Source organism: Streptomyces sp. NPDC043746 (assembly GCF_056436485.1).
Window position 1 is genome coordinate 23,193 of the sequence record NZ_JBWKCM010000013.1, and the last position, 23,019, is coordinate 46,211.

The window sequence follows — 23,019 nt, forward strand, 5'->3', positions numbered from 1 at the left end:
GTGCTCCGATCGAGGAATCGGGCCCTGACAGTGGCTTGTCCGGGGCGCTGTGGGGTTCCTACAGTCCGCACGGTTGCATGCCGGGCACACATGTCCGCGATATCCCCGGCTGTCCCCACCGTGCGCATGGTTCACTGCCGTCGTGTATCGAGAAGGGAATTCCCTGTGCCCCACGAGGTAGATCAGTCATTCCTGGCCCTGCCGTTGCGCGCCCTGGCCGACGCGGCGCTCGCGCGGGCGCGGGCCCTCGGCGCCGCGCACGCCGACTTCCGGCTGGAGCGGGTGCGCAGCGCCTCCTTGCGGCTGCGGGACGCCCGCCCGGCCGGGGCTTCGGACAGTACGGACCTCGGGTACGCGGTGCGGGTCGTGCACGGCGGGGCCTGGGGGTTCGCCTCGGGCGTGGACCTGACGATGGACGCGGCGGCGAAGGTGGCCTCGCAGGCCGTGGCGATGGCCAGGCTATCGGCGAAGGTGATCGCGGCAGCGGGCTCCGACGAGCGCGTCGAGCTGGCGGACGAGCCGGTGCACGGCGAGCGGACCTGGGTCTCGGCGTACGACGTCGACCCGTTCTCCGTACCGGACGAGGAGAAGGCGGCGCTGCTCGCGGAGTGGAGCGGGCGGCTGCTGGGCGCGGAAGGGGTGGCGCATGTGGACGCGTCCCTGATGACCGTGCACGAGAACAAGTTCTACGCGGACACGGCAGGGACGGTCACCACGCAGCAGCGGGTGCGCATCCAGCCGCAGTTGACGGCGGTGGCGGTGGACTCCGCGACCGGTGAGTTCGACTCGATGCGGACGATCGCGCCGCCGGCCGGGCGCGGCTGGGAGTATCTGACCGGCACCGGCTGGGACTGGGACGCGGAGCTGGAGCGGATCCCGGGGCTGCTGGCGGAGAAGATGCGGGCGCCGAGCGTCGAGGCGGGGACGTACGACCTGGTCGTCGACCCGTCGAACCTCTGGCTGACCATCCACGAGTCGATCGGCCACGCCACCGAGCTGGACCGGGCGCTCGGTTACGAGGCGGCGTACGCGGGCACGTCGTTCGCCACCTTCGACCAGCTGGGCAAGTTGAGGTACGGCTCCCCGGTCATGAACGTGACCGGTGACCGCACCGCCGAGCACGGTCTCGCGACCATCGGGTACGACGACGAGGGCGTCGAGGCGCAGTCCTGGGACCTGGTCAAGGACGGTACGCTCGTCGGCTACCAGCTGGACCGCCGCATCGCGAAGCTCACGGGGCTCGGCCGCTCCAACGGGTGCGCGTTCGCGGACTCGCCGGGCCACGTCCCCGTCCAGCGCATGGCGAACGTGTCGCTCCAGCCGGACCCGGGCGGGCTGTCGACGGAGGACCTGATCGGCGGGGTCGAGCGCGGGATCTACGTGGTCGGTGACCGGTCCTGGTCGATCGACATGCAGCGCTACAACTTCCAGTTCACCGGGCAGCGGTTCTTCCGTATCGAGAACGGCCGCCTGGCCGGGCAGCTGCGCGATGTGGCGTACCAGGCGACGACCACGGACTTCTGGGGCTCGATGGAGAAGGTCGGCGGCCCGCAGACGTATGTGCTCGGCGGCGCCTTCAACTGCGGCAAGGCCCAGCCGGGCCAGGTCGCGGCGGTCTCGCACGGCTGCCCTTCCGCCCTCTTCCGAGGCGTGAACATCCTCAACACGACGCAGGAGGCCGGACGATGAGCGGCGACCACAAGATCGGCTGGGGGTCCGGGGGTCGTCCCCCGGGCAGGCACAGTCTCGACACGACGCAGGAGGCCGGACGATGAGCCGGGTCAGCAAGCCGTACGAGATCGTCGAGCGGGCTCTGGAGCTGTCCACCACGGACGGGCTGGTGGTCATCGCGGACGAGCACTCCTCCGCCAATCTGCGCTGGGCGGGCAACGCGCTCACCACGAACGGCGTGACGCGAGGGCGGACCCTCACCGTCATCGCGACCGTGGACGGGGCCCAGGGCACGGCGTCCGGTGTCGTCTCGCGGTCCGCCGTGACCGCCGACGACCTGGAGCCCCTGGTGCGGGCCGCCGAGGCCGCCGCCCGGGGCGCGGGTCCCGCCGAGGACGCGCAGCCGCTGGTGGGCGGGGTGCCCTCCTCCCCGGACTTCACGGACGCGCCCGCCGAGACCGGCTCGGAGGTCTTCGCGGACTTCGCCCCGGCCCTCGGTGACGCCTTCGCCCGGGCCCGCTCGGGTGGCCGCGAGCTGTACGGGTTCGCCAACCACGAGCTGACCTCCACCTACCTGGGGACGTCGACGGGACTGCGGCTGCGCCACGACCAGCCGACCGGGACGCTGGAGCTGAACGCCAAGTCGCCGGACCGGACCCGTTCCGCGTGGGCGGGGAGGTCGACGCGGGACTTCAAGGACGTCGACCCGGCGGCGATGGACGTGGAGCTGGCGCGGCGGCTGGGCTGGGCGGAGCGGCGGATCGAGCTGCCCGCCGGACGGTACGAGACGCTGCTGCCGCCGACCGCCGTGGCCGACCTGCTGATCTACCAGCTCTGGTCGTCCACGGCACGGGACGCGGTGGAGGGCCGGACGGTCTTCTCCCAGCCGGGCGGCGGAACCCGGCTGGGCGAGAGCCTGGCGCCGCTGCCGCTGACCCTGCGCAGCGACCCGTACGCGCCGGGGCTGGAGTCGGCGCCGTTCGTGATCGCCCACTCCTCCGGCGACAGCGCCTCGGTCTTCGACAACGGGCTGCCGCTGGCCCCGACCGACTGGATCCGGGAGGGGAGGCTGGAGCGGCTGACGACGACCCGGCACTCGGCGGCCCTCACCGGGCTGCCGGTCGCCCCGGCGATCGACAACCTGGTGCTGGACGGGGGCGGTGAGCGGTCGCTGGAGGAGATGGTGGCCGCGACGACCGGGCGGGCGCTGCTGCTGACCTGCCTCTGGTACATCAGGGAGGTGGACCCGGCGACCCTGCTGCTGACCGGGCTGACCCGGGACGGCGTCTATCTGGTGGAGGACGGCGAGGTGGTCGGTGAGGTGAACAACTTCCGGTTCAACGAGTCGCCGGTGGACCTGCTGTCCCGGGCCTCGGAGGCGGGGCGCACGGAGAAGACGCTGCCGCGCGAGTGGGGCGACTGGTTCACCCGGGCGGCGATGCCCGCGCTGCGCGTGCCGGACTTCAACATGAGCTCGGTCAGCCAGGGCGTGTGACCCGCCTAGACTGACCCGTACATCCCTACGTATCGCAAGGAGCACCGGAACCGTGACGGACATCGTCGACGAGCTGAAGTGGCGCGGGCTGTTCGCCCAGTCCACCGACGAGGACGCATTGCGCAAGGCTCTCGCGGACGGTCCCGTCACCTTCTATTGCGGCTTCGACCCGACGGCGGCGAGCCTGCACGTGGGGCACCTCGTGCAGGTCCTCACCGTGCGCCGGCTCCAGCTGGCGGGGCACCGCCCGCTCGCCCTGGTCGGCGGGGCCACCGGTCAGATCGGTGACCCGCGCCCGACCGCCGAGCGCACGCTGAACGACCCGGAGACGGTCGCGGCCTGGGTGCAGCGGCTGCGGCAGCAGATCGAGCCCTTCCTCACCTTCGAGGGCCCGAACGCGGCGACGATGGTCAACAACCTGGACTGGACCGCGGGGATGTCCGCGATCGAGTTCCTGCGGGACATCGGCAAGCACTTCCGGGTCAACAAGATGCTCACCAAGGACTCGGTCGCCCGCCGGCTGGAGTCGCAGGAGGGCATCAGCTACACGGAGTTCAGCTACCAGCTGCTCCAGGGGATGGACTTCCTGGAGCTGTACCGCCGCTACGGCTGCGTCCTCCAGCAGGGCGGCAGCGACCAGTGGGGCAACCTCACCGCGGGCATCGACCTGATCCATCGCCTTGAGCCGGGTGCAACCGTGCACGCGCTGGCGACGCCGCTGATGGTGAAGGCGGACGGGACCAAGTTCGGCAAGTCCGAGAGCGGTGCCGTCTGGCTGGACCCGGAGATGACCACGCCGTACGCGTTCTACCAGTTCTGGCTGAACGTGGACGACCGGGACATCACGCGCTACCTGCGCATCCTCAGCTTCAAGAGCCGTGAGGAGCTGGAGGAGCTGGAGAAGCTGACGGAGGAGCGCCCGCAGGCGCGTTCGGCGCAGCGGGCGCTGGCCGAGGAGCTGACCACGCTGGTGCACGGCGGCGAGCAGTGCGCGGCGGTCATCGCGGCGTCGAAGGCGCTGTTCGGGCAGGGCGATCTGGCCGAGCTGGACGAGGCGACGCTGAGCGCGGCGCTCTCCGAGGTGCCGCACGCCCGGGTCTCCGAGCCGGCTCCGCTGGTGGACCTCCTGGTGGAGGTCGGCCTGGCGCCCAGCAAGTCGGGGGCCCGGCGCACGGTCAAGGAGGGCGGCGCCTACGTGAACAACGTGAAGGTCGTCGACGGCGAGGTCGCGCCGGACGCCGGGGAGCTGCTGCACGGGCGCTGGCTGGTGCTGCGCCGGGGCAAGAAGAACCTGGCGGCGGTGGAGGTCCGTCCGGCGGACTGACGCCCCCGCCCCTCGCCCGCGCATGACGGCGCCGCGGCCGGACACGCTGTTTCTCGCGTGTCCGGCCGCGGCGTCTCGGGGTCCCGGTGCGGGTCAGGTTCTCTGATTCCGGTTGCCCCGGATCGCCTGCCAGGCCATGTCGCCGACGGCGACGACCGCCACGGCGCCCGCCAGCTGCAGCGCATGGCGGATCCAGTCGATGCCCTTGGTGTCCTCGACGCCGATCCAGCCGGCCACGGCGTTACCGAGGATGGAGCCGAGAATGCCGAACACGATCGTCAGCCAGATCGGGATGTCCTGCTTGCCCGGCAGGATCGCCCGTGCGATCACACCGAGCACCAGACCCACGATGATTGCCCACAACCAGCCCATTTCGCCTCCTCGTACGGCGCGGAGTGCGCGTCCGCCCCAGTCTGGGCGGCGCCCGTCGGCGCCGCACTCCGAGCGGGGCCGTAGGAGTGGGGCCGTACGAGTGGAGGCAGCTGCCGTACGGCGCCGGGGGCGCCCCGGTCTTCGGTCCGGCGGGGGTCCGGCGTACGGTGGATGCGGCCCGGTCCGGGAGCGTCCGGCACAGAGATCTGGTGGTGGAACACATGCTGCGGAAGAACGACGAGGTGGAGGTCTTCCGGATCACGGGGGCCCGCCAGGGGCTGGCCGAGGACGTGCGGGGCAGGCAGCGGCGCTATGTGATCTCGATGTCCGTGCGCACGGTCTCGGTGGTGCTGGCCGCGGTGCTGTGGAACGTGGAGCGGCACGTGGCGATCGTGGCGCTGGTGCTGGGGGCGCTGCTGCCGTACATCGCGGTGGTCATCGCCAACGCGGGCCGGGAGAGCGCCCCTTCGCTGCCGTCCACGTATCTGACGGCGCCGGTCCGGCCCGCCGTGGAGGCGGCTCCGGCGGCGGGTTCCGCCGAGTCGGCGGGTCCTCAGGAGCGCTCCGGGCGGGTGCCGCCTCCGTAGGAGCACAGGTGAGCGTGCGTGCCCCGGCAGGCCCAGAAAAGCTCAGATCAATCATGACGTTCCGGTGCACCGCACCCTGGTCCCCGTGACATACTTCGAGTGCGCTCCGCATCCCCCGTCGGAGCGATGGACCGACGCCGGGCAGCTCCCCCCGTGGCTGCCCGGCGTCGCCGTTTCTCCGGCGGGGATGCGTCGTTCGCCGTGCACAGCACCGGACTCGGGCGTGCACAGCGCCTGGCTTAGGCTGGTCCCGTGATCTTCCCCGAGACCTCCGCCGAGAGCGCCGCCGGTGCCCCGATCTGTTCCGCCAAGGGCTGCCGGGCCGACGCGGTCTGGGTGCTCGCCTGGAACAACCCCAAGCTGCACACGCCGGACCGGCGCAAGACGTGGCTGGCCTGCGAGGAGCACCGGGAGCACCTGTCGCAGTTCCTGGGCGTACGGGGGTTCCTCAAGGAGGTCGTGGCGCTCGCGGACTGGGAGTCGGGGTCCGGGCCGACGGAGCCCGGGGCCGTGTCCGGCTGAGTCCGGGCCGCCGCGGTGCGAAACCTGATCCGGCTGAGAATCAGCCGCCGATGGCCGACATCGGCCGGTCCGGCTGGAGGAAGGACGGGTCGTCCAGTCCGGAGCCCGCTTTCTTGCCCCACATGGCGACCTTCCAGAGCCGGGCGATCTCCGTGTCCGGGGCGTCCGAGCGGAGCGCGGAGCGCAGGTCCGTCTCCTCGCGGGCGAAGAGGCAGGTGCGGATCTGGCCGTCGGCGGTCAGCCGGGTGCGGTCGCAGGCGCGGCAGAACGGGCGGGTGACCGAGGCGATCACGCCGACGCGGTGCGGCCCGCCGTCGACGGTCCAGCGCTCGGCGGGGGCGGAACCGCGGGCCTGGTCGGTCTCCGGGGTGAGGGTGAAGCGGGTGCGCAGCGAGGCGAGGATGTCGCCCGCGGTGATCATGCCGTCGCGCTTCCAGCCGTGCTGGGCGTCCAGGGGCATCTGCTCGATGAAGCGGAGCTCGTAGTCGTTGGCCACGGCCCAGGCGAGCAGCTCGGGGGCCTCGTCGTCGTTGAGTCCCGGCATCAGGACGGAGTTGACCTTGACCGGGGTGAGGCCGGCCTCGCGGGCGGCTTCGAGGCCTTCCAGCACGTCCCGGTGGCGGTCGCGGCGGGTGAGGGTCTTGAAGACGTCGGGGCGCAGGGTGTCCAGCGAGACGTTGACCCGGTCGAGGCCCGCGGCCTTGAGGGCGGGGGCGGTCCGCTTGAGGCCGATGCCGTTGGTCGTGAGGGACATGCGGGGGCGCGGGGTGAGCGCGGCGCACTGCTCGACGATGGAGACGAGGCCGGGGCGGAGCAGCGGCTCACCGCCGGTGAAGCGGACCTCGGTGATGCCGAGGGAGGTGACCGCGATCCGGATCAGGCGCACGATCTCGTCGTCGGAGAGCAGCTCGCTCTTGCCGAGCCACTGCAGCCCCTCTTCCGGCATGCAGTAGGTGCACCGCAGATTGCACTTGTCGGTCAGTGACACGCGCAGATCGGTGGCGACCCTGTCATAGGTGTCGATGAGCACGGTGGGTCCCTCCCCCGGTGGTGTCCGCGATGGTGCGGTCATACGTCTCTCCGGCCGGCATGCGTCGCCCCGGACGGCCTCCGCCGTCCTCGGCGTCCGTCTCTTCCGCCGTCATGTGACCGAGCCTACGTGAGACCTGTGACATCGCGGGGGCCCGTTTGCCACGAGGTGTGGCCGGACCGCGTCGTAGGACTCTACGACGCGGCCCGGACCCCACGCTGGACGATGAGCCGAACGACTCGGTGAATTCCTTCTCTCAGTGCGCTCCGGTGCCGGTGAGGGACTTGACCTCCAGCTCGGCGTACTTGTCGGTGTCGGGCTTCTCCCTGGAGACCACCGAGCCGACCCAGCCGAGCAGGAAGCCGAGCGGGATCGAGATCAGGCCGGGATTCTCCAGCGGGAACCAGGCGAAGTCGACGCTCGGGAACATCGAGGTCGGCTTGGAGGAGACGACCGGTGAGAAGAGCACCAGCAGGACGGAGGAGGTGAGACCGCCGTAGATGGACCAGAGGGCCCCCTGCGTGGTGAACCGCTTCCAGAAGAGGCTGTAGAGGATCGTGGGCAGGTTGGCGGAGGCGGCGACCGCGAAGGCGAGGGCGACCAGTCCGGCGACGTTGAGGTCGCGGGCGAGTGCGCCCAGCGCGATGGAGACGACGCCGATGGCGACGGTGGCCCAGCGGGCGGCGCGGACCTCCTCCTTCTCGGTCGCCTTCCCCTTGCGGATCACGTTGGCGTAGATGTCGTGCGCGAAGGACGAGGAGGAGGCGAGGGTCAGTCCCGCGACGACGGCGAGGATGGTCGCGAAGGCGACGGCGGAGATCACCGCGAGGAGGATCGCGCCGCCGGTGGAACCGGAGCCGCCACCGATCTCCAGGGCGGCGAGGGGCGCCGCCGTGTTGCCCGCCTTGTTCGAGGCGATGATGTCGTCGGGGTTGAGGATCGCGGCGGCGCCGAAGCCGAGCACGATCGTCATCAGGTAGAAGGCGCCGATGATGCCGATCGCCCAGTTCACGGACTTACGGGCGGCCTTGGCGGTGGGCACGGTGTAGAAGCGGATCAGGATGTGCGGCAGACCCGCGGTGCCGAGGACCAGGGCGATGCCGAGCGAGATGAAGTCCAGCTTCGAGACGCCGGTGGCGCCGTACTTCAGACCGGGCTCCAGGAAGGCCGCGCCCTTGCCGCTGTTGCTGGCGGCGGTGCCGAGCAGGTCGGAGATGTTGAAGTTGAACTTCAGCAGGATCAGGAAGGTGATGAGCAGGGTGCCCGCGATGAGCAGGACGGCCTTGACCATCTGCACCCAGGTGGTGCCCTTCATGCCGCCGATGGTGACGTAAAGGATCATCAGTACGCCGACCAGGGCGACGATGACGATCTTCCCGAAGTCGCTGGTGATGCCGAGCAGCAGCGAGACGAGGACGCCCGCACCGGCCATCTGGGCCAGCAGGTAGAAGATCGAGACGACGATGGTGGAGGTGCCGGCGGCGGTACGGACGGGACGCTGGCGCATCCGGTAGGCGAGGACGTCGCCCATGGTGTAGCGGCCGGAGTTGCGCAGCGGTTCGGCGACCAGGAGCAGGGCGACGAGCCAGGCGACGAGGAAGCCGATGGAGTAGAGGAAGCCGTCGTAACCGAAGAGGGCGATGGCGCCCGCGATGCCGAGGAAGGACGCGGCGGACATGTAGTCGCCGGAGACCGCGAGCCCGTTCTGGAAGCCGGTGAACTGGCGGCCGCCCGCGTAGAAGTCGGCGGCGCTCTTGGTCTGGCGGCCGGCCCACACGGTGATGAAGAGGGTCGCCACGACGAAGGCGGCGAACAGGGTGATGATCAGCGGCCGGTGCTCGCCCGCGCTGTCGGCGGCGAGCTGGACGGTCGGGTAGAGGGTGTGGGCGGCACTCATGCGTCGGCCTCCATACGGGACTTGATCGCTTCGGCCTTCGGGTCGAGCCGGGTGGCGGCGTGCCGGGAGTAGAGCCAGGCGATGAGGAAGGTGGTGGCGAACTGGGCGAGCCCGAGGACGAGCGCCATGTTGATGTGGCCGAGGACCTTGGTGCTCATGAAGTCGCCCGCGTAGTTGCAGAGCAGGACGTAGAGGAGGTACCAGGCGACGAAGCCGACGGTGAGCGGGAAGGCGAAGGACCGGAACGAGCGGCGCAGGTCGGCGAACTCGGCACTCGCCTGCACCGCGTTGTACGCCTCGGTGGTGGGCTGGGCAGGGCTCGTACCGACCGGGCCCTCGGGCGGCGGTGCATCGATAGCCACGGAATCTCCTCGCGACGCTGGTGCGGTGGTCTGGGGAACGGCGGGTGTCATCGGAGGCCTCGCTTACCGGGGTCGGTGATGTGCCTCCTGGACAACGGCACGGAGAGCGCGACGAAGCGGTTCACCGGATCTTTCGCCTTCTCGGCGGCATGCCGGCGGGCCGGGAACCCGGGGACCCGGTGGACCGGAAGTCCGGCCCCGGGGGACCGGGAGGCTCGGTCGCGAGGGGCCGGGAGGCGCGGTCCCGGCGGCGCGAAAGCCACCCGTACGCATTCGGTCGCCCTGGTGCACTCTTCGAACTCACTTGCCCCAAATCATTGATGCGCCGGGAAGATCAACGGTAGTTTCACTCGTCATGTACGCGACCGAACACGCCAGGTGTCCGGTCGTCCGGCACGGATGATGTGGAGAACCCATGGCTCATCTGGCATCGAGACGGGCCCGCGCGCTGGCGCTGCCCGTCGGACTCGCACTCGTCGCCTCGCTCGGATTCCTGCCGGCGGCGACGGCCGCAGCGGCGCCCACCGGCGCCCCGGCCGCCTCGACCCCGCGGACCGACGGGCCGAAGCTCAGCTACGTGGTCAACACCGGCCCCGGCCGCGGGGCCGTCAAGCAGGTGGAGAAGGCCGTCGCGCAGGCGGGCGGCACGGTCGTCATCTCGTACGACCAGATCGGCGTGATCGTCGCCCACTCGCAGAACCCGGCGTTCGGCGAAACGATCCGGCGCGTACGGGGGGTGGCGTCGGCGGGTGCGACCCGGACCAACCCGATCGTGCCGCAGGCCACCAAGGACGTCGGTGCCATGGCGCAGCCGCTGACCGAGGCCCAGGCGGCGTCCGCGGCCGCCGCGGCGACGGCGGGCGAGGACCCGCTGGAGCCGCTCCAGTGGTCGCTGCCCGCGATCAAGGCGGACAAGGCGCACCAGAAGTCACTCGGTTCGGACCGGGTCACGGTCGCCGTGATCGACACGGGCGTCGACGACACCCACCCGGACCTGGCGCCCAACTTCGACCGCGCCGCCTCCGCCAACTGTGTGACGGGCGCTCCGGACACCACCGCCGGCTCCTGGCGACCGGCGGCGGGCGAGAGCGACCACGGCACCCACGTGGCGGGCACCATCGCCGCGGCGAAGAACGGCTTCGGCGTGACGGGGGTGGCGCCGGGTGTGAAGGTCTCCGGCATCAAGGTCTCCACCCCCGACGGCTTCTTCTACACCGAGGCCGTCGTCTGCGGCTTCCTGTGGGCGGCCGAGCGGGGCGTCGATGTGACGAACAACAGCTACTACACCGACCCGTGGCTGTTCGCCTGCAAGAACGACGCCGACCAGGGCGCCCTGGTCGAGTCGCTCACCCGGGCCATCAAGTACGCCGAGCGCAAGGGCACGGTGAACGTGGCCGCCGCGGGCAACGCCCGCCACGACCTGGCCGCCCGCACGATCGAGGACCGGACCAGCCCGAACGACACCGAGCCGGTCACCCGGACGATCGACCCGCGTGTCTGCCCCGACATCCCGACCATGCTGCCGGGCGTCGTGACGGTCGCCGCGACGGGCGCCAAGGGCCTCAAGTCCTCGTACTCGAACTACGGCAAGGGCGTCATCGACATCGCGGCCCCGGGCGGTGACTCGACGGTCTACCAGACTCCGGAGCCGCCGGCCGTCAGCGGGCTGATCCTCTCCACGCTGCCGGGCGGCAGGTTCGGCTACAAGGCCGGTACGTCGATGGCGTCCCCGCACGTCGCGGGCGTCGTGGCCCTGATCAAGTCCCGTCACCCCCACGCCTCGCCCGCCGCGGTGAAGGTGCTGCTGGGCCTCCAGGCGGACGCGAAGGCGTGCGGCGAGCCGTACGACTACAACGGTGACGGGGTCATCGACGCGGTCTGCGAGGGCGGCAAGGGCTACAACGGCTTCTACGGGGCCGGCATGGTGGACGCGCTGGACGCGGTCCGCTGGTAGGCGCGTAGCGCCGTAGACACGGCAGACAAGAGGCAGGGGCCCGGGGGATCTCCCCCGGGCCCCTGCTCGTACGTTCCCGTCCCCTACGGGCGGTTGACGCGCGCCGCCCCCAGTACCCCGAGGGCCAGCAGGAGTTGTGCGGCGATGTAGGTGAGCATCACCCAGAAGTCAGGGGCGGGCACCCGGGGCCACTGCGCGATACCGGTGGCGATGAGGGCGTCGGAGAGCAGGAAGAGCGCCCCACCGGCCGCCGCGTACCGGCCGAGGACCCCGGCCCGCCACGCCATCGCTGTGAGCAGCAGGCTGTAGCCGGCCACCGGAACACGCAGCTCCGCCGGGAGGTCGGACCAGATCAGGACGAGGAAGACGGCGAGGACGAGGACGTACGCGGCCCCTGCGGCCAGGGCCGCGGGGGCCCGGTCCCGGCCGAAGAGCGTCAGGTAGCAGACATGGCCGACGGCGAAGGAGCCCATCCCGAGGAGGAAGGCCAGGTCGCTGTCGGCGAGCAGGAACACGTCCCCGCCCCACCCGAACAGCAGGGCCGCGATCAGCAGCCGGGGCCCGCCCCGGACGGCCGCGTACCCGGCGAGCAGCGGCATCAGCAGCGGCTTGGCGGCCACGTGGACGGTGTCGAGCCCGGCGAGGAGCCCGGCCAGGTCGACGGCGGCGGCGACGAGGAAGGCGATGAGCAGGGGCCGCGCGAACCGCTCGGCCCGTGGTGCGGTGGCGCGTCCCGGGCCGGTGGGACGGGAGGCCGTGGCGCTCATCGGGTGGGCTCCGGGGCGGCGGCCTGAGCGGGTACGGGGGTGGGTGCGGGCGCTTCGACAGGCAGGGCGGCGGGAGCGGGCGCTTCGCCGGGTACGGAGACGGAGGCGGGAGCTTCGACGGGCACAGGGGCGGGTTCGGGAGCTGCGCCGGATCCGGGCACCGCCCCCTTCCTGGCCGCGGGCTGCCAGCCCGGCCCCCGGAAGACCCGCCCGGCGCGCTCGCTCCAGCTGTCGGCGGCCCGGATGTCCCGGGCGATGGCCGCGTACTCGTGGGTGGCCACGCGCAGCGGGTTGTGGGTGGAGATGTTCTTGGTGAGTCCGTAGACGGGCCGCTCGGTCTCGGCCGCGAAGGAGCCGAACATCCGGTCCCAGATGATCAGGATGCCCCCGTAGTTGCGGTCCAGGTAGCTGCCCTGGGAGGCGTGGTGGACGCGGTGGTGCGACGGGGTGTTCAGGACGTACTCGAAGGGGCGCGGAAGCTTGCCGACCCGCTCGGTGTGGACCCAGAACTGGTAGACGAGGTTGGCCGACTGGCAGAAGGCGAGGGCCGCCGGGTGGACACCGCAGGCGATCATCGGCAGGTAGAAGGGCCAGACGGTGGCGGAGGTCCAGGGCTGGCGGAGCGCGGTGGTGAGGTTGAACTTCCGGCTGGAGTGGTGGACCACATGGCAGGCCCACAGGATCCGGATGACGTGGTGGCCCCGGTGGGACCAGTAGTAGAAGAAGTCCTGGGCGAGGAGCATCAGCAGGACCGTCCACCACACCACCGGCACCCGCAGCGGTGTCAGCTCGTAGACCGCCATGTAGATGGCGAGGACGGGAATCTTCCACAGCAGGTCGAACCCGAGGCTGCCGAGCCCCATGGTGACGCTGGTCGCGGCGTCCTTGGTGTCGTATCCGGCGGCGTCCTCGTCCGGATGGAAGCGGTAGCTCACCATCTCGATCACGGTGAGCAGCACGAAGGCCGGTATTGACCACAGCACGACATCGGGCAGGTTCGGCTCCATGCGAGCACCGTAGGGCCGCCCGTCGATGAGGGCTAGAGGTTGTTACCCACAAGTATGCGAGACCTGTTGTCAGCAGTCTTTGGCACCTTCTGCCAAGGGACGGGCCGCAGGATTTCCGGGACGCGTGTCGCCGAGGGGGAGGAACGCACGTGTCCGGTACGGAAGTTGCGCTGATTCGGCCGGCCGCGACGGTGCTCACGCCGCTCATGGCCGCCGAGGTCCGGCGATGCGACCGGCCCGGGGCGCCCCTGTCATGGGCACGCGCCCCCTCCCGCCCGAGCGCATCATCCGCCTCTCCTGACTCCTCCGGCGAGGGAGAGTCGGGGACCACCGGATAGGGCACTGTCAGTCGCGGCCCGTATTCTCTGTGACCATGCTCGACGACCGCCAGACAGCCGCACCGTGGCCGACCGCCTACCCCCAGGGGTACGCGGTCGTCGACGTGGAGACCACCGGCCTCGCCCGGGACGACCGGATCATCTCCGCCGCCGTCTACCGGCTGGACGCCCTGGGCGATGTCGAGGACCACTGGTACACGCTGGTGAACCCCGAGCGGGACCCCGGTCCCGTCTGGATCCACGGGCTGACGAGCGACGTGCTGGAAGGCGCGCCGCTCTTCCCCGAGGTGGCCGGGGAGCTGTCGGCGCGGCTCGCGGACCGGGTGCTCGTCGCGCACAACGCGGCGTTCGACTGGTCGATGATCGCCCGGGAGTACGCCCGGGCCTCGGTCGTCGCCCCGGTCGAGCAGCGACTCTGCACGATCGCGCTCGCCAAGGAGCTGCGGCTGCCGCTGCCCAACCACAAACTGGCCTCGCTCGCCGCCCACTTCGGCGTCGTGCAGCAGCACGCGCACCACGCTCTGGACGACGCCCGGGTGCTGGCCGAGGCCTTCCGGCCCAGTCTGCACGCGGCGGCGCGGGGCGGGGTGCGGCTGCCGTTGCTGGAGTGCCGGCCGCTGACCGAGTGGTCCGACTCCCCCGTCGCCCCCCGCGTCGGGTACCGCCCGGCGCGGCAGCCGAACAGTTGGCGGCCCTCGCGGAAGCGCCCGGCCTGCCCGTATCCCAACCCGGGGCGGTACGAGAAGGAGAAGCCGCTCAAGCAGGGGATGCGGGTGGCGTTCTCCGGGGACACCTCGGTCGACCGGGAGCTGCTGGAGGACCGGGCCGTGGAGGCGGGGCTGCATGTGGCGACCAGTGTGTCGCGGCTGACCAGCCTGCTGGTGACCAACGACCCGGACTCGGCCACCTCCAAGACGCAGAAGGCGAAGGCGTTCGGCACACCGATCCTGGAGGAGAGCGCCTTCACCCATCTGCTGCGCGACGTGGCCCCCGCCGACCAGGGCGCACCGGGGTCGGTGCCGCCGCAGGCCACCCCGTCATCGGAGTGAACCGGGCGCGACTCGCCCCGCGCCCGCTCGCCCGCCGACGCCGGGCGCCCCACCCTGTGGCGCATGGCACGTTGTGAGGTTTGCGGAAACGACTACGGCATGTCCTTCGAGGTGCACGCACAAGGTGCGGTGCACGTCTTCGACTGCTTCGCCTGCGCCATCCACCGCATGGCCCCGATCTGCGAGCACTGCCGGGTCCAGGTGATCGGGCAGGGCGTCGAGGCCGACGGGCAGTGGTACTGCGGCGCCCACTGCGCCCGCGCCGAGGGGAAGGCGGGCATCGTGGACAAAGTGTGACGAAGTCACTCATGGCCGGGCATCCCCGACCACACCCCCTGAGTGCCGCACCCCACGACCCCGGTTGTACGGTCATGGGGTGTACCGCTTCCTGTTGACCCGGCAGTGGGTTCTCCTCACCCTTCTCGCCCTCGTCCTGATGCCGACGATGGTCGAGCTGGGTTTCTGGCAGTTCCACCGCCATGAGAGGCGGGTCGCGCAGAACGAGCTGATCTCACGGAACCTCGAAGCGGCACCGGCCCCGGTCACCGATCTCACCTCCCCCGGGCACACCGTCCCGCGCGCCGACTACTGGCGGGCGGTCACCGCGACGGGCACGTTCGACACCGAGCACGAGGTGGTGGTCCGCCGGCGGACGTCGGCGGACGACAAGATCGGCGTGCATGTGCTGACCCCGCTGGACCTCAAGGACGGCTCCACCGTCCTGGTCAACCGGGGCTGGGTCCCCGCCGCGCCCAACCAGAAGGCGTACCCGGACGTGCCACCCGCCCCCCGCGGCGAGGTGACCGTCACCGGGCGGCTCAAGGCGGACGAGACGACCGGAAGCAGCGGGATCAAGGATCTGGCGGGGCTGCCCGACCGGCAGGTCATGCTGATCAACAGCGAGCAGCAGGCCCAGCTCCTCTCCCGTGAGGTCCTCGGCGGGTACATCGAGCAGACCTCCCCCGAGCCCTCGGGCGGACTGCCCGAGCAGATCCCGGACCCCGACGACAGCTCCATCGGCGCCCACATGGCGTACGCGGTCCAGTGGTGGCTGTTCGTCGCCGCCGTCCCGGTCGGCTGGATCATCCTCGTACGGCGGGAGAAGCGGGACCGCGAGGAGGCCGCCGCGAAGGGCGAGCCGGCCGGGGACGGTGCCGAGCAGACCGCGCCCGCGAGCGTCTGAGGCCTGGAGTACGACAAGTCCCCCGGCGGGCCTGAGAGGTCCGGCACACCGGTCGGCTGGTTGACGAGGGGCCGGTTCGGGAAAACGCCAGAGCGTGACCCCACGCATCGAGGACTACGCCCTGATCGGCGATCTCCAGACCGCCGCGCTCGTCGGCAGGAACGGTTCGATCGACTGGCTCTGCCTGCCCCGCTTCGACTCCGGCGCCTGTTTCGCCGCCCTGCTGGGCACCGAGGAGAACGGCCACTGGCGCGTCGCCCCGCAGGGCGCCGGGCCCTCCGACACCTGCACCCGGCGCGGCTACGCCGGTGATTCGCTGGTCCTGGAGACGTACTGGGAGACCCGGACCGGCACGGTCAAGGTCATCGACTTCATGCCGCAGCGCGACAAGTCGCCCGATGTGATGCGGATCGTGGAGGGCGTCAGCGGCAGCGTGGACATGAGCTCCGTGCTGCGGCTGCGCTTCGACTTCGGCTCCGTCGTGCCCTGGGTGCGCAAGTCGCACGGCCACCGGGTCGCGGTGGCGGGGCCCGACTCGGTGTGGCTGCGCAGCGAGCCGCCGGTCAAGACGTGGGGTCAGCAGTTCAGCACCTGCTCCTCGTTCACCGTCGCGGAGGGCGAGAGCGTGGCGTTCGTGCTGACCTGGCACCCCTCGCACTCGCCGCGCCCGAAGCTGATCGACCCGCACAAGGCGCTCAAGCACACGCTGCACGACTGGGTGAAGTGGACCGAGCGGTGCACGTACGAGGGGCCGTACCGCGAGGCCGTGCTGCGCTCGCTGATCACGCTCAAGGCGCTGACGTACGCCCCGACCGGCGGCATCGTGGCGGCCCCGACCACCTCGCTGCCGGAGGAGATCGGTGGCGTACGGAACTGGGACTACCGCTTCTGCTGGCTGCGGGACGCCACGCTCACCCTCGGGGCGATGGTCTCGGCCGGCTATCTGGAGGAGGCGGAGGCCTGGCGGGACTGGCTGCTGCGGGCCGTCGCCGGGGACCCGGCCGACCTCCAGATCATGTACGGCCTGGCGGGCGAGCGCCGGCTGCCGGAGATGGAGCTGCCCTGGCTCGCCGGATACGACAACTCCCGCCCGGTGCGGATCGGCAACGCGGCCGTCCGCCAGCGGCAGCTGGATGTGTACGGCGAGGTCATCGACGCGCTCCGGCTGGCCAGGGTCGCCGGTCTGGACGACAAGCCGCACGCCTGGAACCTCCAGCTCAGCCTGCTCGGCTTCCTGGAGTCGTCCTGGCGCGAGCCGGACGAGGGGCTGTGGGAGATCCGGGGCGCCCGGCGCCACTTCGTGCACTCCAAGGTGATGGCCTGGGTCGCCGCCGACCGGGCGGTCCGCTCGCTGGAAGAGAACCCGGAGCTGCCCGGGGACGCGGACCGCTGGCGGGCGATGCGGGACGCCGTCCACGCGGAGGTGTGCGCGAAGGGGTACGACCCCGTCCGGAACACCTTCACCCAGTCCTACGGGTCGCGGGAGCTGGACGCCTCGACGCTGCTGATCGTCCGGACCGGGTTCCTGCCGCCGGACGACCCCCGGGTGATCGGCACGGTCGACGCGGTCCGCGCCGAGCTGGGCAGCGACGGGCTGGTCCGCCGCTACAGCACCGAGGGCGGCAGTGTCGACGGACTGCCCGGCGAGGAGGGGGCGTTCCTGGCCTGCTCGTTCTGGCTGGTGGACGCGTTGCAGCGGATCGGCAGGCACCAGGAGGCGCGGGAGCTGTTCGAGCACCTGCTGGAACTGCGCACCGACATGGGGCTGCTGGCCGAGGAGTACGACGTCACGGGCGGACGGCAGCTGGGCAACTTCCCGCAGGCGTTCAGCCATATCGGACTGGTCAACTCCGCGGTCGACCTGGCCGGGGAGGACCCGGCAGGATAGGGCCATGGATCTTGGACTGAAGGACCGCGTGTACATCGTCACCGGCGCGACCCGGGGCCTCGGCCACGCCACGGCACGGGAGCTGGCCGCCGATGGCGCGAAGGTGGTCATCACCGGCCGGGACGCGAGGAGCGTCGAGGAGGCCGCCGCCGAGCTGGGCCCGAACGCCGTGGGCCTCGCCGCCGACAACGCCGACCCGAGCGCCGCCCAGCGGCTGGTGGACACGGCGCGGGAGCGTTTCGGGCGGCTCGACGGCATCCTCGTCAGCGTCGGCGGGCCGGCGCCCGGCTTCGTCGCGGACAACACCGACGACCAGTGGCAGACGGCCTTCGAGACGGTGTTCCTCGGGGCGGTCCGGCTGGCCAGGACGGCGGCTGCCGCGCTGGGCGAGGGCGGGGTCATCGGCTTCGTGCTCTCCGGATCGGTGCACGAGCCGATCGCCGGACTGACCATCTCCAACGGGCTGCGCCCCGGCCTCGCCGGATTCGCCAAGTCGCTCTCCGACGAGCTGGGGCCGCGCGGCATCCGGGTCGTGGGCGTGCTGCCCGCCCGGATCGACACCGACCGGGTCCGCGAACTGGACGCGCTCTCGGGCGACGCCGAGGCCTCGCGTACGGCCAACGAGGCCCGCATCCCGCTGCGCCGGTACGGGACGCCGGAGGAGTTCGGGAAGACCGCGGCCTTCCTGCTCTCCCCCGCCGCCTCGTACCTGACGGGGATCATGGTGCCGGTGGACGGCGGGGCCCGGCACGGGTTCTGAGGGGGCACCGCCCGCCCAGGGGGCGTGCACGCGTGGGCTCACGGGGCCGGGCCTGCGGTACGCGTACGCCTGGGGCCCGTCCCCGTACATACGCGTACGCCTCGGGGCTCGCCCCGTAAGCCCACGGGTCGTCAGGACACCCGTTCCGCGCGGTGCTTGACGGCCTTCAGCCGGACCTCGGCCGGGAGTTCGTCCAGGCCCGCCGACTCGCGGGCGTGGGCCAGCGCGCCGTCGGCCACCGCGTCGAGGGCCCGGGCGGGGGCGGCGTGCGGCTCCATCAGGAGGCGGACGCGGGCCCGGGGCGCGGTCCGGCGGCCGGTCAGGGCCGCCCGGGCGCGGGCCACCCCGTCCACCTCGCCCGCCTCCTCGGCGAGGACACCCTCCAGCGCCCGGCCGCGGACCTGGGCGCCCTCGCCGTCGCCGCTGTCGACCAGCACCTCGGCGAGGCGGCCGCGCCGGAGCTGGGCGAGCAACCACCACAGGGCGAGGACGACCAGCACGGCGAGGACCGCGATCACGGTCGGCCACCACCAGCCCTCGTCGCGCCAGCGGCCCCGGTCGGCGGCGCTGAGCAGTACGTCGTTCCTGCCGTCCCAGGGCCACCAGGACGGTACGGCGGCGCCGAGGCCCGCCGCGAGGACCGCGCCGCCCACGGCGATCAGGACGAGTCCGGCGAGACCCAGCAGGATCCGGTTGACGGTGGGGCGCATGCCGCTCATCCCTTCCTCGCCGGTCGGTCGACCCGGACGGAGAGGCCGGGCGGCTTCGCCAGGCCCAGCTCCCCGACGGCCCTGGCCAGCACGGTCTCCAGATCGGCCCGTACGTCGTCGATCCCCCGGAAGTGCGAGAGGGCCCGCACCTTCGCCCTGCGCCGCCCCATCCGGACCCGGACGGACTGCACCCCGGGCACCTCCACGGCCCGGTCCCGCAGGACCAGCGCGGCGGCGGTGCGGTCGAGTCCGGCCCGTACCCCGGTACGGTCGCGGCGCATCGGCAGCAGATCGCGCAGCCCGGGGGTGAGGGCGAGCAGGAGCAGCCAGAGGCCGATCGCCGCGGCGACGCCCGCGCCGACGAGCACGGCCGCATCGTCGAGCTGCCGCTCCGCCAGGCCGTCCGCCAGGGAGCGCCGCCACTGCATGGCCGGGTGACCGGCCCGTACGGCGGCGATGTCGTAGAGCAGCAGCCCGGCAGCGCCCAGGAGCACCAGGGCCAGCAGGGCCGCCGGGACCCGGCGGGCGGACCAGAAGCGGCCGACCCGGCCGCCTCCGCCCTGGTCGAGGGTGGGGACCGGCTTGTGGGACGGGGGCGCGCCGGGGTCGGGCGGGCCCGGGGCGCCCCCGGCCCGGTCCACCGTGGGCATACGCCGGGTGGAACCGGTGGAGCCCGTGGGGTCGGTGGGGTCGGTCGTCATCGGATCCTCCCCTGTCCGCCCCCGGCTCCCGCCGTGTGCAGCCGTTCGACCTGGACGGCCACTTCCGGCACGTCCATTCCGGCCAGCGAGGTGACCCGCTGGACGACCCGGCTCCGTACGGCACCGCACTGGCGGCCGATGTCGCACGGGTAGCGCAGCTCCAGGCTGACCCGGACCCGGGCCGCGTCACGGTGGACGGTGACCGTGGCACGCGGGGAGGCCCCCTCCTCGGGGGGTTCGCCGACGGCTTCCTTCGCCGCCTGCGCGGCGATCTTGGCGACGACCCGGTCGGCGATCCGGGTCTCGCCCCGCTCGGCGGCGGCGACCTGCCCGGTCACCGCCGTCACCGTCGCCGGTCGCCGCGCTCGCGACTCCGGAAGAAGTCGCCGGGTTCCAGGTCACCGTCGAGGAAGCGGCCGGCGATGAAGCCGATCGCCCCCAGGGCGGCCACCAGGACGAACGCTCCGAACCCGCCGAAGTATCCGGCGAATCCGAGCGCCATGCCGGCCAGCAGACCGGCCGCAGCCATGCTCATCGTCTCTCCTCAACTGCTGTGCGGAACCCGGGGATCTACTGGACGCGCTGCTGGCCCTCGTCGTCATCGTCGTCGTCCTCGTCGGGCAGCTTGACGTCGCTGACCGCGATGTTGACCTCGACGACTTCGAGTCCGGTCATGCGCTCGACCGCCGAGACGACGTTCTCGCGCACGTCACGGGCGACATCGGAGATGGCCACGCCGTAGTCGACGACGATCTCCAGGTCCAGGGCCGCCTGGGACTCGCCGACCTCGGCCTTCACGCCTCGGGTGACGGACTTGCCGCCGCCGGGGACCCGGTCGCGGACCGCGCCGAAGGTCCGGGACAGGCCGCTGCCCATCGCATGGACGCCGGCCACATCGCGTGCGGCCATTCCGGCGATCTTCTCGACCACGCCGTCCGCGATGGTGGTCCGGCCCCGGGTGCCGGGGTCACCGCCACCGCGCTTGTTCAGGGAGGACTTGCCCCGGCCGTCGCCGGAACCGCTGTCGGGGCCGTTGCGCTGGGAGTTCTCGCTCATCGCCACTCTTCCCTTCGGGACAGGGTTGGGACTTCCCTGCCCACGTTAAGTGCGCTTGCCCGGTCCCGCGCCGTGGATACGGCAAGGTGGGGGGATGACGACGGAGCGGAGCCCGCGGAGGGCCGACGGATGGACAGCTGCGGTACGGCAACGGCTGGGCCTCGGCCGTCTGCTCCCCCTGGGGGGTGCCACGGACGGCATCTGGATCGCGGAGACGGCGGCGGCCTCGGTGCTGCGCGCGGAGGCGGCCGTGCCCGGCGCGGTGCTCGGGACGCTGAGGATCGGGTTGTCCCGGGGAGCCGCCGATATGAGGGACATGACCACGTCCACGTCCCCGCCCTCCTCGTCGCCCCCGGCCGGGCCCGGGCCCGTGCCGCCACCGGGTGCTCTGCCGCCCGGGCCGCTGAGGATCGAGGCGGAGTTCCGGGCGGTGGCGGACCGCCCGCTGCCGGGGACGGCGGCCACCCTGCGCGCGGCGCTCGTCGCGGCGGCCACCGCCCGGCTCGGCCTGGAGGTCGCGGAGGTCGACCTGCGGGTGACGGCTCTGCTGGAGGACGGGTCCTCCGCCGGGGACGGGAGGCCCGGCGAGGGCACGGCAGCCGATGGCCGCCGTGCATCCGATGGCGGCGGGGCATCCGATGGCGGCGGGGCATCCGATGGCGGTGATGCGCCCGATCAGGTGATGACCCCCTTCGGCCCGGCCTCGTCCGCCCCGGCGGCCACCGCACCGCAGGCCGATGGTCCCGTGGCGGAGGCCGCCGCCGGGGTGCCCGGTGTCGCCTCTCTGACCCGGACGCTGGGCAGCCCGGTCCACACCGCGACCGACCACGTCCGGGTCGAGGTGGCGACGGCCGGGGACCATCGGGTTCTCGATGTGGCCCGGGCGGTGCGCACGGCGGTGTCGACGGCCATGGCGGACCGGCTGCCGGTGTCGGTGCTGGTCACGGACGTCGTGGAGCCGTCGGTCGAGGGGGGCACCCGCTCAGGGCCGCCCCCCTCGGCCGGGTTCAGTCGGTGATGCCCGCCAGGTCCCGCAGCCGGCGGCCCTGGGCGGCGCGCTCGGCGACGCACTGCTCCTCGTACGTACGGGAGACGGCACCGCTCAGCAGCGCCTTGGTCTCCACGACCGCGTCGCGCGGGGCGGCGAGCAGTGCGGCGGCAAGGTCGCGGGCCGCGCCGTCGAGCTGGTCGGCGGGGACGACGAGGTTGGCGAGGCCGGTGCGCTCGGCCTCCTGGGCGTGGACGAACCGCCCGGTGGCACAGATTTCGAGCGCGCGGGCATACCCGACCAGGTTCACCAGGGGGTGGGTACCGGTGAGGTCGGGGACGAGGCCGAGGCTGGTCTCGCGCATGGCGAACTGCACGTCCTCGGCGACGATCCGCAGATCGCAGGCGAGGGCGAGCTGGAAGCCGGCGCCGATGGCGTGGCCCTGGACGGTCGCGATCGACACGAGGTCATTGCGGCGCCACCAGGTGAACGCCTCCTGGTACTCGGCGATGATCGCGTCGAGTTCGGCCTCCGGGCCGCGCGCCATGTCGAGGAAGGACGGCTCGCCGTCGAACCCTTCGGGAGTGAACGCCTGCCGGTCGAGCCCCGCGGAGAAGGACTTGCCCTCGCCGCGGAGCACCACGACACGGACATCGCCGGGCAGTGCCCGTCCGGCCTCGGTCAACGCCCGCCACAGAGCGGGAGACTGGACGTTGCGCTTGGCCGGGTTGGTGAGCGTCACCGTGGCAACCGCGTCTTCGACGGTGAGCCGTACGCCGTCCTTGTCGAGCACGGGGTCGAGCGAGGTCATGGGGCACCTCCGGATCGGGTGCAGTCAGCACTCGGAAATGAAGTGACTGAACAGTAACCACCCGGACGACCTCGCGGTCAGCCGGGTGGCCACCCCCAATTCCGATGAGCCCGCAGAGGGCCGGGGCACTCAGGCCGAAGCGGCCTTCTTGCCCCGTGTGGCACCGCCACGTCCACGCAGCGTCACTCCGGACTCACTGAGCATCCGGTGAACGAACCCGTAGGAGCGGCCGGTTTCCTCGGCCAGCGCCCTGATGCTCGCACCGGAGTCGTACTTCTTCTTCAGGTCTGCCGCGAGCTTGTCACGCGCGGCGCCGGTCACCCGGCTGCCCTTCTTCAGAGTCTCGGCCACCCGTGCCTCCTCCATGGGAAGTGCGCTCTGGACTCTCATGATCACCCCTCCCGCGCTTCCTGGCCACCCATTCGGCAAGGTCGATGCGACCGGATTCCGGACCGGAGAGCGCTCCGACACGATCGGAATCCCGTATTCCGCGGGGTTTTCGGGGCATGCGGCGCCGACCGGCGAAAGAACCGGCAGGTCAGAGCCG

Annotated in this window: 25 protein-coding genes; 12 read left to right on the plus strand and 13 right to left on the minus strand. The window is 72.0% G+C overall.

The window, feature by feature from the left end:
* Nucleotides 1-165: 165 nt before the first annotated feature.
* The 3 genes from AC0682_RS16145 (at nt 166) to tyrS (ending at nt 4,490) form a co-directional block, all read left to right on the plus strand.
* Nucleotides 166-1,689: a TldD/PmbA family protein gene (locus AC0682_RS16145; RefSeq protein WP_254812847.1), complete on the plus strand. Its 1,524-nt coding sequence runs from the start codon at nt 166-168 to the stop codon at nt 1,687-1,689.
* A gap of 82 nt (nt 1,690-1,771) precedes the next feature.
* Nucleotides 1,772-3,166, plus strand: a complete 1,395-nt coding sequence (locus tag AC0682_RS16150; RefSeq protein ID WP_478533408.1) for a metallopeptidase TldD-related protein — start codon at nt 1,772-1,774, stop codon at nt 3,164-3,166.
* A gap of 52 nt (nt 3,167-3,218) precedes the next feature.
* Entirely contained in the window at nt 3,219-4,490 is a 1,272-nt protein-coding gene (gene tyrS / locus AC0682_RS16155) for a tyrosine--tRNA ligase (RefSeq protein WP_478533409.1), read from the plus strand.
* A 93-nt stretch (nt 4,491-4,583) separates the two neighbouring features.
* Here tyrS and AC0682_RS16160 read toward each other — a convergent pair whose 3' ends face one another.
* A complete protein-coding gene (locus AC0682_RS16160) occupies nt 4,584-4,862 on the minus strand; it encodes a GlsB/YeaQ/YmgE family stress response membrane protein (RefSeq protein WP_478533410.1) in 279 nt (92 codons plus the stop codon).
* Between the two features lie 221 nt (nt 4,863-5,083).
* Between AC0682_RS16160 and AC0682_RS16165 the strand changes: the two genes are divergently transcribed.
* Entirely contained in the window at nt 5,084-5,449 is a 366-nt protein-coding gene (locus AC0682_RS16165) for a DUF3099 domain-containing protein (protein ID WP_478533572.1), read from the plus strand.
* Between the two features lie 252 nt (nt 5,450-5,701).
* On the plus strand, nt 5,702-5,971 hold the full coding sequence (locus AC0682_RS16170) for a hypothetical protein (RefSeq protein ID WP_478533412.1): 270 nt from the start codon (nt 5,702-5,704) through the stop codon (nt 5,969-5,971).
* A gap of 40 nt (nt 5,972-6,011) precedes the next feature.
* Here the strand turns inward: AC0682_RS16170 and moaA are convergent, their stop codons facing one another.
* From moaA to AC0682_RS16185, 3 genes are all read right to left on the minus strand, one after another.
* Nucleotides 6,012-7,001 carry a GTP 3',8-cyclase MoaA gene (gene moaA, locus AC0682_RS16175; protein WP_478533573.1) on the minus strand — a complete coding sequence of 330 codons (990 nt, stop codon included), beginning with the start codon at nt 6,999-7,001 and terminating at the stop codon, nt 6,012-6,014.
* Nucleotides 7,002-7,257: 256 nt separating this feature from the next.
* A complete protein-coding gene (locus tag AC0682_RS16180; protein ID WP_478533413.1) occupies nt 7,258-8,898 on the minus strand; it encodes a solute symporter family protein in 1,641 nt (546 codons plus the stop codon).
* Nucleotides 8,895-9,260, minus strand: coding sequence for a DUF485 domain-containing protein (locus tag AC0682_RS16185; protein WP_478533415.1), 366 nt, complete (start codon nt 9,258-9,260; stop codon nt 8,895-8,897). Before AC0682_RS16185 ends, AC0682_RS16180 begins: the two co-directional genes overlap by 4 nt.
* Nucleotides 9,261-9,675: 415 nt before the next feature.
* Here AC0682_RS16185 and AC0682_RS16190 point away from each other — a divergent pair, with 415 nt between their 5' ends.
* A complete protein-coding gene (locus AC0682_RS16190) occupies nt 9,676-11,214 on the plus strand; it encodes a S8 family serine peptidase (protein WP_478533417.1) in 1,539 nt (512 codons plus the stop codon).
* A gap of 83 nt (nt 11,215-11,297) precedes the next feature.
* Here the strand turns inward: AC0682_RS16190 and AC0682_RS16195 are convergent, their stop codons facing one another.
* Both AC0682_RS16195 and AC0682_RS16200 read right to left on the minus strand, forming a co-directional pair.
* Entirely contained in the window at nt 11,298-11,981 is a 684-nt protein-coding gene (locus AC0682_RS16195) for a lysoplasmalogenase (protein ID WP_478533418.1), read from the minus strand.
* Nucleotides 11,978-12,988, minus strand: coding sequence for a sterol desaturase family protein (locus AC0682_RS16200; protein ID WP_478533420.1), 1,011 nt, complete (start codon nt 12,986-12,988; stop codon nt 11,978-11,980). Before AC0682_RS16200 ends, AC0682_RS16195 begins: the two co-directional genes overlap by 4 nt.
* Nucleotides 12,989-13,355: 367 nt before the next feature.
* Between AC0682_RS16200 and AC0682_RS16205 the strand changes: the two genes are divergently transcribed.
* The 5 genes from AC0682_RS16205 to AC0682_RS16225 all read left to right on the plus strand — a co-directional run bounded on the left by AC0682_RS16205 (nt 13,356) and on the right by AC0682_RS16225 (nt 18,206).
* Complete coding sequence (locus AC0682_RS16205; protein ID WP_254812844.1) at nt 13,356-14,375, plus strand: DEDDh family exonuclease; 1,020 nt, start codon at nt 13,356-13,358, stop codon at nt 14,373-14,375.
* 63 nt (nt 14,376-14,438) lie between these two features.
* Complete coding sequence (locus AC0682_RS16210) at nt 14,439-14,672, plus strand: hypothetical protein (protein WP_078507646.1); 234 nt, start codon at nt 14,439-14,441, stop codon at nt 14,670-14,672.
* A gap of 79 nt (nt 14,673-14,751) precedes the next feature.
* A complete protein-coding gene (locus tag AC0682_RS16215; protein ID WP_478533422.1) occupies nt 14,752-15,558 on the plus strand; it encodes an SURF1 family cytochrome oxidase biogenesis protein in 807 nt (268 codons plus the stop codon).
* 94 nt (nt 15,559-15,652) lie between these two features.
* Nucleotides 15,653-17,446 carry a glycoside hydrolase family 15 protein gene (locus AC0682_RS16220; RefSeq protein WP_478533423.1) on the plus strand — a complete coding sequence of 598 codons (1,794 nt, stop codon included), beginning with the start codon at nt 15,653-15,655 and terminating at the stop codon, nt 17,444-17,446.
* 4 nt (nt 17,447-17,450) lie between these two features.
* On the plus strand, nt 17,451-18,206 hold the full coding sequence (locus AC0682_RS16225; RefSeq protein ID WP_478533425.1) for an SDR family oxidoreductase: 756 nt from the start codon (nt 17,451-17,453) through the stop codon (nt 18,204-18,206).
* A gap of 131 nt (nt 18,207-18,337) precedes the next feature.
* Here the strand turns inward: AC0682_RS16225 and amaP are convergent, their stop codons facing one another.
* Genes amaP through AC0682_RS16250 form a run of 5 tightly spaced genes read right to left on the minus strand, consistent with a single transcriptional unit; the run spans nt 18,338 to nt 20,673 of the window.
* The gene (amaP, locus tag AC0682_RS16230; protein ID WP_478533575.1) at nt 18,338-18,916 is read right to left on the minus strand and encodes an alkaline shock response membrane anchor protein AmaP; all 579 of its coding nucleotides are present in this window, start codon (nt 18,914-18,916) and stop codon (nt 18,338-18,340) included.
* Nucleotides 18,917-18,921: 5 nt separating this feature from the next.
* Nucleotides 18,922-19,617: a DUF6286 domain-containing protein gene (locus AC0682_RS16235; protein WP_478533426.1), complete on the minus strand. Its 696-nt coding sequence runs from the start codon at nt 19,615-19,617 to the stop codon at nt 18,922-18,924.
* Complete coding sequence (locus tag AC0682_RS16240) at nt 19,614-19,964, minus strand: Asp23/Gls24 family envelope stress response protein (protein ID WP_478533427.1); 351 nt, start codon at nt 19,962-19,964, stop codon at nt 19,614-19,616. The genes AC0682_RS16235 and AC0682_RS16240 overlap by 4 nt, the downstream gene beginning before the upstream one ends.
* Nucleotides 19,961-20,152: a hypothetical protein gene (locus AC0682_RS16245; RefSeq protein WP_018488194.1), complete on the minus strand. Its 192-nt coding sequence runs from the start codon at nt 20,150-20,152 to the stop codon at nt 19,961-19,963. Before AC0682_RS16245 ends, AC0682_RS16240 begins: the two co-directional genes overlap by 4 nt.
* 35 nt (nt 20,153-20,187) lie before the next feature.
* Complete coding sequence (locus AC0682_RS16250; protein WP_478533428.1) at nt 20,188-20,673, minus strand: Asp23/Gls24 family envelope stress response protein; 486 nt, start codon at nt 20,671-20,673, stop codon at nt 20,188-20,190.
* Between the two features lie 94 nt (nt 20,674-20,767).
* On the opposite strand from AC0682_RS16250, the gene AC0682_RS16255 reads away from it, so the two are divergent.
* Complete coding sequence (locus AC0682_RS16255; protein ID WP_478533429.1) at nt 20,768-21,691, plus strand: hypothetical protein; 924 nt, start codon at nt 20,768-20,770, stop codon at nt 21,689-21,691.
* On the opposite strand, the gene AC0682_RS16260 is transcribed toward AC0682_RS16255, so the two are convergent.
* Together AC0682_RS16260 and AC0682_RS16265 are read right to left on the minus strand one after the other, a co-directional pair.
* The gene (locus AC0682_RS16260; protein WP_478533430.1) at nt 21,681-22,472 is read right to left on the minus strand and encodes an enoyl-CoA hydratase/isomerase family protein; all 792 of its coding nucleotides are present in this window, start codon (nt 22,470-22,472) and stop codon (nt 21,681-21,683) included. The genes AC0682_RS16255 and AC0682_RS16260 overlap by 11 nt on opposite strands.
* Before the next feature lie 129 nt (nt 22,473-22,601).
* Nucleotides 22,602-22,823, minus strand: coding sequence for a helix-turn-helix domain-containing protein (locus tag AC0682_RS16265; protein WP_006123601.1), 222 nt, complete (start codon nt 22,821-22,823; stop codon nt 22,602-22,604).
* Nucleotides 22,824-23,019 lie beyond the last annotated feature (196 nt).

Excerpts from the sequence above, each read along its gene's own strand:
- AC0682_RS16150 (WP_478533408.1), top strand. The coding sequence starts at position 1,772 with ATGAGCCGGGTCAGCAAGCCGTACGAGATCGTCGAGCGGGCTCTGGAG.
- AC0682_RS16160 (WP_478533410.1), bottom strand. The coding sequence starts at position 4,862 with ATGGGCTGGTTGTGGGCAATCATCGTGGGTCTGGTGCTCGGTGTGATC.
- AC0682_RS16165 (WP_478533572.1), top strand. The coding sequence starts at position 5,084 with ATGCTGCGGAAGAACGACGAGGTGGAGGTCTTCCGGATCACGGGGGCC.
- AC0682_RS16180 (WP_478533413.1), bottom strand. The coding sequence starts at position 8,898 with ATGAGTGCCGCCCACACCCTCTACCCGACCGTCCAGCTCGCCGCCGAC.
- AC0682_RS16190 (WP_478533417.1), top strand. The coding sequence starts at position 9,676 with ATGGCTCATCTGGCATCGAGACGGGCCCGCGCGCTGGCGCTGCCCGTC.
- AC0682_RS16195 (WP_478533418.1), bottom strand. The coding sequence starts at position 11,981 with ATGAGCGCCACGGCCTCCCGTCCCACCGGCCCGGGACGCGCCACCGCA.
- AC0682_RS16200 (WP_478533420.1), bottom strand. The coding sequence starts at position 12,988 with ATGGAGCCGAACCTGCCCGATGTCGTGCTGTGGTCAATACCGGCCTTC.
- AC0682_RS16210 (WP_078507646.1), top strand. The coding sequence starts at position 14,439 with ATGGCACGTTGTGAGGTTTGCGGAAACGACTACGGCATGTCCTTCGAG.
- AC0682_RS16225 (WP_478533425.1), top strand. The coding sequence starts at position 17,451 with ATGGATCTTGGACTGAAGGACCGCGTGTACATCGTCACCGGCGCGACC.
- amaP (WP_478533575.1), bottom strand. The coding sequence starts at position 18,916 with ATGCGCCCCACCGTCAACCGGATCCTGCTGGGTCTCGCCGGACTCGTC.
- AC0682_RS16235 (WP_478533426.1), bottom strand. The coding sequence starts at position 19,617 with ATGACGACCGACCCCACCGACCCCACGGGCTCCACCGGTTCCACCCGG.
- AC0682_RS16245 (WP_018488194.1), bottom strand. The coding sequence starts at position 20,152 with ATGAGCATGGCTGCGGCCGGTCTGCTGGCCGGCATGGCGCTCGGATTC.
- AC0682_RS16250 (WP_478533428.1), bottom strand. The coding sequence starts at position 20,673 with ATGAGCGAGAACTCCCAGCGCAACGGCCCCGACAGCGGTTCCGGCGAC.
- AC0682_RS16255 (WP_478533429.1), top strand. The coding sequence starts at position 20,768 with ATGACGACGGAGCGGAGCCCGCGGAGGGCCGACGGATGGACAGCTGCG.
- AC0682_RS16260 (WP_478533430.1), bottom strand. The coding sequence starts at position 22,472 with ATGACCTCGCTCGACCCCGTGCTCGACAAGGACGGCGTACGGCTCACC.